14 protein-coding genes are annotated in these 12,225 nt (G+C 46.0%); 3 read left to right on the top strand and 11 right to left on the bottom strand.

Annotated elements, in window-relative coordinates:
- Positions 1 to 100 precede the first annotated feature (100 nt).
- A complete protein-coding gene (locus ACXABW_RS22015; RefSeq protein ID WP_457525554.1) occupies positions 101 to 349 on the top strand; it encodes a hypothetical protein in 249 nt (82 codons plus the stop codon).
- A 390-nt stretch (positions 350 to 739) separates the two neighbouring features.
- On the opposite strand, the gene ACXABW_RS22010 is transcribed toward ACXABW_RS22015, so the two are convergent.
- From ACXABW_RS22010 to ACXABW_RS21960, 11 genes are all read right to left on the bottom strand, one after another.
- The gene (locus ACXABW_RS22010; RefSeq protein WP_457525553.1) at positions 740 to 1,309 is read right to left on the bottom strand and encodes a hypothetical protein; all 570 of its coding nucleotides are present in this window, start codon (positions 1,307 to 1,309) and stop codon (positions 740 to 742) included.
- Positions 1,310 to 1,350: 41 nt separating this feature from the next.
- Positions 1,351 to 2,703, bottom strand: a complete 1,353-nt coding sequence (locus ACXABW_RS22005) for a hypothetical protein (RefSeq protein ID WP_457525552.1) — start codon at positions 2,701 to 2,703, stop codon at positions 1,351 to 1,353.
- A 391-nt stretch (positions 2,704 to 3,094) separates the two neighbouring features.
- The gene (locus ACXABW_RS22000; RefSeq protein ID WP_457525551.1) at positions 3,095 to 3,526 is read right to left on the bottom strand and encodes a YccF domain-containing protein; all 432 of its coding nucleotides are present in this window, start codon (positions 3,524 to 3,526) and stop codon (positions 3,095 to 3,097) included.
- Between the two features lie 41 nt (positions 3,527 to 3,567).
- Positions 3,568 to 3,864 carry an antibiotic biosynthesis monooxygenase family protein gene (locus ACXABW_RS21995; RefSeq protein WP_457525550.1) on the bottom strand — a complete coding sequence of 99 codons (297 nt, stop codon included), beginning with the start codon at positions 3,862 to 3,864 and terminating at the stop codon, positions 3,568 to 3,570.
- An 88-nt stretch (positions 3,865 to 3,952) separates the two neighbouring features.
- The gene (locus tag ACXABW_RS21990; protein WP_457527176.1) at positions 3,953 to 4,654 is read right to left on the bottom strand and encodes a sulfite exporter TauE/SafE family protein; all 702 of its coding nucleotides are present in this window, start codon (positions 4,652 to 4,654) and stop codon (positions 3,953 to 3,955) included.
- 211 nt (positions 4,655 to 4,865) lie between these two features.
- Complete coding sequence (locus ACXABW_RS21985) at positions 4,866 to 6,806, bottom strand: monovalent cation:proton antiporter-2 (CPA2) family protein (protein ID WP_457525549.1); 1,941 nt, start codon at positions 6,804 to 6,806, stop codon at positions 4,866 to 4,868.
- Positions 6,806 to 7,423, bottom strand: a complete 618-nt coding sequence (locus ACXABW_RS21980; RefSeq protein ID WP_457525548.1) for an NAD(P)H-dependent oxidoreductase — start codon at positions 7,421 to 7,423, stop codon at positions 6,806 to 6,808. Before ACXABW_RS21980 ends, ACXABW_RS21985 begins: the two co-directional genes overlap by 1 nt.
- A 167-nt stretch (positions 7,424 to 7,590) precedes the next feature.
- Positions 7,591 to 8,802: an MFS transporter gene (locus tag ACXABW_RS21975; RefSeq protein WP_457525547.1), complete on the bottom strand. Its 1,212-nt coding sequence runs from the start codon at positions 8,800 to 8,802 to the stop codon at positions 7,591 to 7,593.
- Between the two features lie 21 nt (positions 8,803 to 8,823).
- Positions 8,824 to 8,997, bottom strand: a complete 174-nt coding sequence (locus ACXABW_RS21970; protein ID WP_457525546.1) for a hypothetical protein — start codon at positions 8,995 to 8,997, stop codon at positions 8,824 to 8,826.
- Between the two features lie 131 nt (positions 8,998 to 9,128).
- Positions 9,129 to 9,728, bottom strand: a complete 600-nt coding sequence (locus ACXABW_RS21965; RefSeq protein ID WP_457525545.1) for a glutathione S-transferase N-terminal domain-containing protein — start codon at positions 9,726 to 9,728, stop codon at positions 9,129 to 9,131.
- Positions 9,725 to 10,147 (bottom strand): rhodanese-like domain-containing protein, encoded by a 423-nt coding sequence (locus ACXABW_RS21960; RefSeq protein ID WP_457525544.1) that lies wholly within the window; start codon positions 10,145 to 10,147, stop codon positions 9,725 to 9,727. Before ACXABW_RS21960 ends, ACXABW_RS21965 begins: the two co-directional genes overlap by 4 nt.
- 121 nt (positions 10,148 to 10,268) lie before the next feature.
- Between ACXABW_RS21960 and ACXABW_RS21955 the strand changes: the two genes are divergently transcribed.
- The gene (locus ACXABW_RS21955; RefSeq protein WP_457525543.1) at positions 10,269 to 11,213 is read left to right on the top strand and encodes a helix-turn-helix domain-containing protein; all 945 of its coding nucleotides are present in this window, start codon (positions 10,269 to 10,271) and stop codon (positions 11,211 to 11,213) included.
- 79 nt (positions 11,214 to 11,292) lie between these two features.
- Entirely contained in the window at positions 11,293 to 12,213 is a 921-nt protein-coding gene (locus ACXABW_RS21950) for a LysR family transcriptional regulator (protein ID WP_457525542.1), read from the top strand.
- Positions 12,214 to 12,225 lie beyond the last annotated feature (12 nt).

Below are 12,225 nucleotides of genomic sequence, written 5' to 3'. Positions count from 1 at the left end.
AGTTATTGGCTGGCTCTTCTTGCACTTCTTCAATAAACGTTATGCGAAGAAGGAATTGGCTGAGATTAAGAATACGACAAGGGCTCAATGAGATTCCTAGATGAATATGAAGAAAACCATCAACCTATTTACCGCCATGTGCGCCTTGGTTCTACTTTCTGTGAGCAGCTTTACTTTTGCAGACAGCTCAAACACATCGGAAACAAAAGAAGCTCAATACTTTGCAGCGTTAGGTTTTTCACTCGCAACGACGTTTGATACAGACATGAGAAGAAACATCGGTTTCAGTGCAGGAGAGCTCGCACCACAAGGGGCATGGAAACCGATGGCAAGCGTTCAAAACACATAGTTCCAGGGTTATAGAACCAGCAGAACTCCAAAGCTAACAACTTACACTGCTGGAGCAAACTTCGGCATCAATGAGGCGTCTAAGTTATATGTACTCGGTGGATTAGCCGACTACCGTTCTACCGATTATACAGGCACAAAACACAACGACCGCGCTTTATCGCTCGGCGCAGGTTACATGCATAACTTTGATTTCGGCGGGAATGGATTGCTGCTGACCATTGGCGCAGAAACCAATCTTGTCGATTCAGAAAGCGGTCAAATAACCCATCTAATTACTAGAGTGGGCTGGAGCTTCTAACCGTCTTTTCCTTTTACCTGAGTGCGATTGGGTAACTCACCCCAGCCCTAATTAGGCTGGGGAATTTTTACCTCCGTTGCAGAGCGTGGCTCACCGACCTTGCCGAGCTTGCTTTAGAATACTTTGACCATACTCAAACCCAGATGGTGCAAGGCGGTAAAAGTGGGTATTACCCCAACGTAGATTTAACCGGTGCTCTTGGTCGAAGAAGACTTCGAGAGGCACATAACCAACAATATCCGACATCACTGCCAGCTGATCTTCCAAATCAAGATAATAAACAAACTCACTCAGCGGGTATCCTGTACTCAATTGAAACAATTGAGCACCTTCACTGGTATACAGTACAAATACGTCTGTGGTTGGCTCGACTTCAAAATAAAACGGTTCTTCTGAGTACGCCAATTCTCCGACGGTGCTCTGCCACAAGATGGTGCCTGACTCGATGTCTTTCAAGCGAATATCGTCATCGCTATATCGGTAAAGCAGCTTATCTTCTCCAACAAATACGACCGATTTCGGACGGTTTTTAAAGCCTTCACTAAAGTCGTCCACCTCGTAATCGGTATAAAATAGGTCGAGTGAAATTCGACTGCGCAGCTCTAATCGATTCGCCACCTTTCGATAAACATCCAAGTGTTCTTCATCGAAGACTGCCAATTGGGTTTCTTCATCACTGAGCCCAACTGAGGCCGAAGAAGTCAGGTATTTTCAAGCCATATATCGCCTTTCTCTGACATGCCCTTCATCAAAACACCTTTTTCAGCCTGATAAAAAGCGAGAGTTTGTGATTCAGTTAATCGCTCCACATGTTCTTTCCATGGTGAATCATTCGCTAAATCATAACGCAGTGCTTCCACGACTCGGCGATAGACTTTATCACCCCATTCCGACACATCGATACCGGCACTCTTAGAGCTCTCTGTCAGTTCATAAACCGGCGTATTTTCAGGGTCAAACGAAGCAATTTCAGGCAAATCGACTTGATATGGGTGCATCCCCCACAGCGCCGATTCTGGTTGAGTGAGCGGGAAACTCAACGACTCGACATCTTGCTCGGAGTAACACCAATTACTCAAGTCATCGAGCGTCCATGTGCCTGCGCGCTCTGCTTTACCGTTGTATAGCGTAAAGCCTTGTTGTTCCTTAACTAAGATCTTGCCCTGCTGATCGATCTGAGCAGAAAGGTCACGGCGAAGCCTTTCTTCGGTCAGCTTTTCCGAAGTGGTCATATCAAAGAAATCAAGTGTTTCAACCGCAGCTTGTTCTTGTTGAAGATAGTCGTCATTAAAGTAGTGAACCTGAGCACCTTTAGAAGTCTCGACCAATACGCTGTCGCAATACTCAGATACATACATGGCTTTATCATTGCCGTTTTGCTCGGTAAAGATTGGCTTAAGCCCAGATTGCTCAACGGCAAATAAACTCGCTCTCCCCACTTCAATAGCGTTGTTTTCAGGGTAAGCAGACAGCAATACATGGTCCGAGCCTTCAATGGATATCAGCGACTGGCCAAAACGGGCGAAGCCATCCACCGGATATTGCGCTAATACCTCGCCATTCTCGGTACTGTAAATGGACATTTGCCAGCTGTTTGAGCCTGATGTACTCAATATGTACAACTCCGTGGCGGAATCATTATGGACATAACCTAGAACATGCTCGATCGAAAGAGGGACTAAGCTTGCTTGCTCTGTCATATAGAAATAGCGCTCTTGATCGCGATAGATAATATTAGGTTCTAACCCTCGCAAACCCTCTTGCCTATCAACCAAGCGCGGCAACCAGTACTGAAACACGGTCTCGAACGGCTCAAGATCAGCGGCTTGAGCATCAACAATGTCACTGAGTGCAAGTACGCCTTGGCCAATATCGCCAGACTGAATGTTAAGAAGTGCAGATTCTGCTTTGATGCGTTGGTTAGCAGCCATACTATCTTGGTGATTTTGCCAACCAACTGTACCCAATACGGCGACGATAGCGACAAACGCGAGGCTGGCAAGCCAAAGTAAGAGTCGGTTCTTATCCATTTTCTGATTGGTCTCAATGTCCATTTTGGTCACTCTGTCCAAATTGATAGTAGTTATTAAAACATAAATATACCCAAATGACGTCAAGGTGCGGTGTTCAGAGCGATGTCACGGCTTCAAGTTCAAGGAAAACGACGCAGTGGAATAACAAGTTATTTCCAAGTCGTTTGACGCTGAAATCGTAGCTGTGACGCGCTCCCGAAGGGCGAGTTTGCTTTGTTTACATACTGTGTTAACGATTTTCAATGTAGGTCCACTAGATTTTCAAATCGTTGCCTTGTCTGTAAACAAAACAAATCTCGCTGAACCTAGCACCTTGAGGTTATTTGGGTATAGCCCATCAAATGTCAGAAGCAATAAAAAAGCACTGGTCGAAACCAGTGCTTTCGCTTTCAGAGTAAATTTTTCCCGGAAGTTAACGCAGCGAAGAATACCTAGCCATCGCTGCTTCTTCTTTTGACACTATGGTCTTGCCGATTGGCGCTAACGAGATAACCGCGAGTTTCAAGTGCTGCAGCGCAAATGGAATACCAATGATGGTAATAAAACACGCAACGGCAGAAAGAATATGACCAATCGCCAACCACAGGCCCGCAAAGACAAACCACACTACGTTACCAACTAACCCAAATGGACTGGTGCCTATGTCCATCTCGTTTGTCAGTTCATCACGCGATACAGCCTCTTGCCCAAACGGGAAGAAGGAGAAATTCCCCATCACAAAGCACGCTCTTCCCCACGGGATACCGATGATGCTAATGAAAGCTAATAGTCCGAAGAACCACCACATCAACCCCATAAAGACGCCGCCAAACAAAAACCAAATAATATTACCAATCGTGCGCATGGTTACTCCTGTTTTAACCCATTCACCATCGGCTGAAACGCTTAGCCCAGTTCTACCTGAGTATAGTGCTCGACCGTTGGAAATGGGTCATAAAAATGATGCAATAATTCCTTCCACTCTTGGTAAGGTTTTGATCCTCGAAAACCTTCAGTATGGTCTTCTAACGTTTCCCAGTTGACCAACAATATATAGCGATTTGGCTGTTCAACACAGCGCTGTAACTGATGGTTAACGTAACCTTTCATGCTTGAAATTATTGCCTGCGCTTTTGCAAAAGCGCGTTCAAACTTTTGTTCTTGAGATGGTTTTACATCCAAGATAGCCACTTCCATTATCATTATCTTTCCTTAACTCAAGATGAACCAAATTCAATCCGTATACACTGTCTATCATCCTAAGCGTGGGCTGCAACTCTAGTGAGATGAACTAGCCAAAAAATTGCGCAGCCCCTTGCCATACCGCCGTCAAGCCGCTCACGCTGCATAGTAGTAATGCCCCTATACGGATCTTTTCTTTTGGCAGAGATTGAGTGGTTAGCATAGCGAGCTTGTAGCCTAGCCACGAAGCTGGAATCAAAGGTATGGTAATCCAGACATGATGCCAGTTTAGAAAACCAGCGGGCATCTGAATAATCAATGAAATGATTGAGCTGAATACAAAAAAAGCAGATAAGTTGCCTCTCAATTGGTTTGCATCTTGATGTTGAAGCAACAAAGCCATTGGTGGGCCACCGATAGCAGAACTAGTACCAAAAAAGCCAGAGAAAAAGCCCGCGACGCCCATGCGTGCAGGGGTAGGCTCAATCCTAAAAGGCAACAGGCTTACCCCGACAGCAAATAGCACTAGGACCCCAAGCCAAAGAGCCAACATGTCGGTAGACACCATTACAAGCAGTACACCACCAGCTATAGAGCCCGGTATGCGGCCGATAAGCGCCATTTTTAATCCGCCTATGGATACATTCGCACGGTGCTTTAGAGCATTGAGAACAGAAATAAACAGAGCGACCAAGCAAATAGGAGCAGGTACGTAATCAGGAGATATCAGGAACAATAAAGGCGCAGCAACAATTGCCAGTCCAAAACCAATGGCAGTTTGCACAAACGAGCCAACAAATATCAGCAGCATGGCGATCAATGCTGGTGTGGTAAACCATTCAGACAATTGGAGACCTTTTATTCAAAATGCGAAAGAACTTAGGCCATCATAGAGCATTAAAATAAAAAGAAAATACAATTATTTAACATGATTAAATTATAGTTATCTAAAGAAAAAACGGCGGGCAATCACCCACCGTTCTACTTAGACCTAGCGGTCATTCAAGGATAACTCTCACCGCTTATTTCGATATAGGTTGTACGTTCTCTTCATCGAAGTCGTCGGCATAGCCTTTTGGCGGCGGTGTCCAACCACGCTCTGAAAGCGCGTGCTTATCGCTGCGGTCTTTACTCATCTGCTCGGCCATATGTTGCTCAAGGTGAATAAAGAGTTGGCGATAATTGTTATCGAAACGCTCCCCTTCTGCATCATCTTCCCAAGCCGCATAAAGCAAGTCTGATTTCTTCTCTTCAACACGTTTATAGGTCGATTTTTGCTGTTCTACATAGAAAGGGTGTAGCCCCATGACTTTCATGGCATGACCACCAATCTCCAACGATGAATGGTAGGTTTCAGATTCAATAATGTCGGCGCCCGCTTGTCGTAATAGATAACCATGACCACGGTCGAATGCTCGCGCTATCACACTCACGTTCGGGTAGGTATGTTTCACATACTTCACCAACTCAACGCTGCTTTCTTTGTTATCAAGCGCGATGACAATCGCTTTGGCATGCTCGATACCAGCCGTGTGCAGCAGATCTGGCCGCGTCGCGTCACCGAAGTAGGCTTGGGTACCGACTCGACGCACCACATCAACCTGATTGGCTTGATGATCCAATACCACTGTTTTTATCCCGTTCGATACCAGCAAGCGATTGACGATTTGGCCGAATCGGCCAATACCGACAATAATCACAGAGCCTTGTTCATCAATGACGTCAGTCTCTCTATCGTTAGAGTTTTCCTCAAATCGAGGCAAAATAACCTTATCAAACAAGATAAATAGACCTGGGGTGAGGAACATCGACAACGCAACCACCAGCGATAAGGTTTGTGCGATGTCTACAGGTAGTACATGGTTCTGCACGGTAAAGCTCAACAGTACAAAACCAAATTCACCGGCTTGCGCTAAGCTCAACGCAAACAACCAGCGGTCGCTACCTTTGATTTTAAAGGCCATTCCCAATAGGTATAGCACCAAGCCTTTCAACAGCATCACGCCTATGGTTAGGCCGATAATTAAGAAGAACTCGCCGAACAGAATCGAGAAATTGATGCCTGCACCCACAGTAATGAAGAACAAGCCGAGCAGTAGACCTTTGAACGGATCGATATTCGACTCAAGCTCATGCCTAAATTCACTGTTTGCGAGCACCACACCAGCTAAGAACGTGCCGAGTGCGGGAGAAAGCCCAACTAGGCTCATTAGCGCCGCAATACCAACCACCAGCATCAGTGCTGTGGCTGTGAAGATTTCACGCAAACCGGAGCTCGCAACAAAGCGGAACAATGGGCGGCTTAGGTAGTGTCCACCTACAACGACAATAGCAATCGATGCAATAATCACTAAGCCATAAGCCCAACCAGGCAGCCCTGCGACTAAGCTCAATTCTTCATGATGATCCGCGGCACTTGCTGCAGCAGATTGAGCTTTTTCAATCAGTTCCGGCATCGCTAACAATGGTATGAACGCCAGCATTGGGATCACTGCGATATCTTGGAACAGCAAAACCGAAAAAGCATTTTTTCCCCCTTCAGTTTTGCTTAGTCCTTTTTCATTAAAGGTTTGCAGTACGATAGCCGTAGATGACAGCGCAAAGATGAGGCCAATGGTCAGCGCTAAGCTCCACACTAAACCAAATGCCAAACCAATAGCCATAACAGCAGCAGTGGTCCCCGCGACTTGAATCCCCCCGAGTCCCATTAGACGATTTCGCATCGCCCACAGCATTTTAGGTTCGAGTTCCAAGCCAACCAAAAAGAGCATCATCACTACACCGAACTCGGCAAAGTGCTGAATAGTTGTCGTTTCTTCCCCGACTAAGCCAATGATTGGACCAATCACCACCCCTGCAATCAAATACCCTAGTACAGAACCCAACCCAAGCCGCTTAGCGATCGGCACAGCTATAACAGCCGCCACAAGGTAGATAAAGGCTTGTAGAAATACACCTGTCATCATTCTCTCCCTGAAATCAGTTCATCCAAGTAATGTGTCAGCTTTTCAACTTTACTGGCTTTTTTAAGATCGACTCTGTCTTCCACTAATGCCGTAAGTAGCTGTCCCCACTTTTCAACATGCTCGCCGATTCGGTTTTCTTCTAGCGCGGTACGAGAACCAAACAAGGCGAAAGGTGCAAGGTAACGCATACCCGTTAACGATGCCGTTTGCTCTAATGGATGCAGCAACTCTCGAATGGTGAAATGGTTATAGCCTTTCGATTGATACGCTTCCTCTTTGCCACCAGCGGTTGCCGAACAGAAGAAGACTTTGTCTTCGAGAGCATTTCCATCGGTGCCATACGCAAAACCGTATTCCAAAACCAAATCCTGCCACTCTTTGAGAATCGCCGGGGTCGAATACCAGTAAAGTGGAAACTGAAAAATGATGACATCATGGTCGACCAAGCGTTGTTGTTCGCGGTCGATATTGATGTTGAAAGTAGGATATTCAGCGTAGAGATCCACTGTGGTGACATTGTCGATGGATTGCGCCGCTTTGAACAAGGATTTGTTCACTTCCGAGCGATGCTGTGAAGGGTGCGCGTACAGCACCAACACTTTTTTATTTGCCATAAGTGCCCTGTAACAAATTGTGTCTAGGTTGAACCTACACTATTGTCGATATTGAGCAATTTCGCAACGCTGAACGAAATTGATTTTGATGGCTATCCATTTGAGTTCCATAATAAAAAGCCCTCGAACACTGAAGTGGTCGAGGGCTGGATATCACTCTTTAGAACCTAATTAGCCATTGCCAAGCGCTGTACAGGTTTGTCGTTGATAGGCAAATGGATTAAAGCTGCGGCAAAGGCCAATACTACCGTCGACCACCAGATTGGATCATAAGAGCCATAGTAATCGTAAATACGACCGCCTGCCCACGCGCCTAAGAAACTTCCCACTTGGTGAGTAAAGAACACCAAGCCATACAAAGTAGAAAGATACTTCGCACCAAAGATTTGGCGAACTAAACCGGAAGTCAAAGGTACGGTTCCTAACCAGCAAAAACCAATCGCACCACCAAATATCGCGGCCGTGCTCTCTATTACAGGCAAAGTAACGAACGCGCCGATGACCAATGTTCGCATCAGATACAGTGCAGACATCACGTGTCGTTTGCTGAAACGGTCGCCCATCACACCCCAAAAATAGGAACCGAAGATATTGAAGATTCCTACGTACGCTAATGCCATTGCCGCACTCGAGGCCGGTAAATGTTTATCTGCCAAGTAACTTGGTAGGTGGGTGGCGATAAACATGACATGGAAACCGCACACAAAGAAGCCAATGTGAATCAGCCAATAGCCACGATGTGAGAAAGCCTCAGTTAACGCTTGCTTAAGTGTTTGCGATTGTTCGGCCTGATTGCTTTGCTCCGTAGTACTTGATTTAGCCGTGCGCATAAATAGCGCAAACGCCACCATCAAGGTACACAACATCGCAAACCCTTGCAGCGCACCTTGCCAACCAAACTCAGTCATTAACGTTTGGGCGCCCGGGATCATTGCAAACATACCGAATGATCCAGCAGCAGTCGTCAGACCAAACGCTTTAGCAGCATGCTCGGCAGGCACAACTTTCGCGACAGCGCCGAGCACGATGACATAGCTAGTCGCACTCAAACCTAAGCCAACTAATACGCCCAACGACAAATACAGCATACTTGGCTCGGTTGCGATGGAAGTGAGATACAACCCTAACACATAAGAAACAGCGCCTAGAATAATGATTCGCTTCGCCCCCCATTTGTCTGCAGCCATACCAACAAAAGGTTGAAACACGCCAAACAGTAAGTTTTGTAGTGCAATCGCAAAACTAAAAAACTCACGGCCAGTACCAAAAAAGTCCGACACTGGCATCATAAAAATGCCAAATGACTGCCTGATACCAAGGCAAATAACCAGAATGCCTATCCCTAGCCACACCAGAAGTGGAAATCGAAAAATGCTCATAAATAATCTTAATATCGAAAGTTAGTGATGGTGATGCGAATGGTCCATGTCACCACTCGTTTGGTGACAACCACTGTTCACAGCTTGTTCTGCCAGTACTCTAAGCAACGCGGGAGAGTGGTGAACAATCACCAGCGACAACGCAAGCAACACCGTCACTCTCATGATTTGAGCGAAAAGAGATTGTGAAAACATAGCGCTCACTCAATAGATGATTAAATCGGTTAGTAAAACGAAAGCGCGCAGTGTAGTGACGCGCTAACTATGAATCCAATAACTTTTAGTCACGAAGGTTATGCATAAAACACATAGATTTTAAAAGGAGATCAAACTTTCTCTCGCCAAGCATGAGCTAACGCCATCGCTTCTTTGAGCAATGACCATTCCAGCAACTGATTTTGGTACCGTCCTGCCACACCATCAAACTGAATACCATAGCTACGCAAGCGATAGGCTAGTACCGCATAAAAGCAGTCTACAACGCCAGCCTCTTCATACATAAATGGCAAGGTTGCCATTGAGAATATGGTTTTGACTCGATCCACCTCTTTCGCAAGTTGCTCGTTAATAATTACAGGCTCTGGTGTATCGAAAGTAAACGGGCATTGTGAGCGGAGTTGAAAAAAGCCTGAATGCAGCTCGGCGCAAAGGCTTCGAGCTACCGCTCTTTGTGCCAGATTCGGCGGATATAAACAGCCTGGGCTTAACTCGTTGAGGTACTCGCTGATAGCCAAAGAGTCATGAATGTGCAGTTCTCCATCTTCAAGAACCGGTACTAAGGCAGAAGGAGAAAGCTCGGCTAGACGCGATTTAACTTCTGGCTTAGACAAGTCGAGCACCTGTAAGTCAACGCTTTGGTTGCTCAACCGAGCGCAAAGCCAAGCTCTCAATGACCATGTTGAATCGATTCCTACCAACATTTTCATACTATTTCTCCTTGATCTAGAGACTCCAATACTTTCAATGTAAAGCCCTCGTCTAACCAGCCAGTGACACCACCAATCATTTTCTTAACTGGCCTGCCCAATTTCGCTATTCGAGTCGCAGCCTTCTCTGTTCCATTGCAGTGTGGCCCAGCGCAGTAGACAACAAACAACGTGTCTTTAGAAAAATGTGCCAAACTCTTTTCGTTTAGTCTTGGATGTGGAATGTTGATCGCCCCATTGATATGGCCAGCCGCGAACATCTCTTGTCCCCTAACGTCCACCAACACAAAATCTTGCAACCCATTGCTAAGGGCATGATGCACATCCCAGCAGTCGGTCTCAAACTTCAAAAGTGATTCAAAATGATTTAACGCCTCAGCGCTGCTTGCGGCTGGAACTCTTGATACGGCACTTGTCATAACACCCTCCTTGTTATTTTTACCCTTCCATTCTGTCTCACTGTTTAAACATTAAACACTGGCGTAAAAGACAAGTATCGATAATAATCAGCCAAACCTTTAAAGATTAAAAGGATAGAGCATGACCAAAGTCGCCATCCTCGCCCACCCTCATGTGTCACTGTTTGAGTTAGCTTGCGCAGTTGAACTGTTCGCACTGCCAAGGCCGGAGTTTAACCCTTGGTACCAAACCGATATCGTCAACTTCGAAAACACTGTCATTACCACGACTGGAGGAATTGGGTTGATGACTCAACATACGGATTCGATTGAGGATTACGATCTACTGATTGTTCCCAGTTGGCCGACCAAACCTTCACAGGTTCCGGACTTGGTAAGGCAACAGGTCACTTCTTTTGCTAACAATGGAAAACGTATCCTCTCGTTTTGTTCTGGGGCCTTTCTACTTGCAGAGCTAGGGCTACTGAATGGGAAGCGAGCGACTACACACTGGAAGTTTGAGTCCACTTTTAGAGAGCGATTCCCACACGTCGATTATGCAGCCAATGTACTTTATGTATTTGATGGCAAGATAGGTTGCTCTGCGGGCAGTGCTGCCGGCTTAGACCTTGGATTAGCCGTGATCCGCAGTGATTTCGGCTACCAAATCGCAAACCAAGTAGCGAAAAGGCTAGTTGTGTCTGCGCATCGCTCAGGCGGGCAATCTCAATTTGTCGAATCACCGATTTTGGAAGTCCCGAATCAGTTTTCCCAGGCCGTTGAATGGGCACACGCCAATATTACCAAGGCCATCGGTATCGACGATCTTGCGTGCAAAGCCAATATGTCACGCAGAACATTCGATCGGAAGTTTCGCTCTAGCTTTAACTTATCGCCCAAGGAATGGCTGATCCATCAACGTATTGAACGAGCAAAAGCAATTCTCGAATCTGAACAAGTCGATATGGAAAGACTCGCCCAACAGGCTGGCTTTGACACCGCCGTTACCATGCGCCATCACTTTAGGAGGCTTATCGGCGTGTCACCAAAGCAATATCAACAACAATTTGCACAAAAGTTGGAATAGTCTGTATTCCAAAACAGCCTCTTACGAACCGTTACACTTTGTTAGAATATTCATACATTCACTGTGTAGCGAGGGGTCGATGGCGAGAAACTTATACGACAATTTAGACTTAAATCTTCTAAGAGTCTTCTTCGTTCTGTTCCAAGAAAAGAACACTCGTAAGGCGGCAGAAAGGCTGTTCGTCACTCAGCCGGCTGTAAGCAAATCACTGACTAAACTCCGCCAAACCTTCGACGATGAGCTGTTTGTAAAGCACAGCAAAGGTATCGTCCCAACACCTTATGCCGAAGATTTGTATCAGTCTTTACGCCCGTTGATGTTCGATCTTGAGCACACTCTTAACAGCAAAGAAGATTTCAACCCCGCTAATCTGGATGAACAAATCGTCATCGCGATCTCTCCGTTCCTGATGAGCGCCCTCGCGACCAACATCTACACTGAAATCCGTAAACAGGCGCCAAATGTATCGGTGCTGTTCCAGTCTTGGAATCAGGATACTCAATCAGAAATCGAGAGCGGGAAAGTCTGTTTTGGCATCAGCTACGACTTCCATGTTCCAGTGCACAAATCCCTGTATTCAACAAAAATCGCTCAGGATAGATTTAGAATTGTTTGCCGCGAAGACCACCCTCACAAGGGAGAAACGATTTCTCCGTTAGAAGCGACCAAATACCCAGTAGGTACAATACTAGCGCCGAATTGGAACTACTATAAGCCGGCGGCGGAAATTTTGGCTGATAGCCTAGGTATCAAATTTAACATCGTATTACGTTCTGAGTTTCCTTCCGTGTTGTTGGAAGCGGTAAGAACCAGCGACATGATGGCCGCTGTCTCTAAGTTCTCGGACTATGAATTTGTGAATGGCATTAAACTGTTAGAGTTCGACTGGGATCACCCACTCGAAACCCCCGATATTTACAGCTACTACCACTATAAGAACCACAACACTCAAAAAACCCAGTGGTTAGCGAGCATTTTAAAGCGAGTAATGCCTGATTAGATTATGGAACCG

It is taken from the genome of Vibrio paucivorans (assembly GCF_054053395.1).
This window is presented reverse-complemented; position numbering and strand designations above follow the sequence as displayed.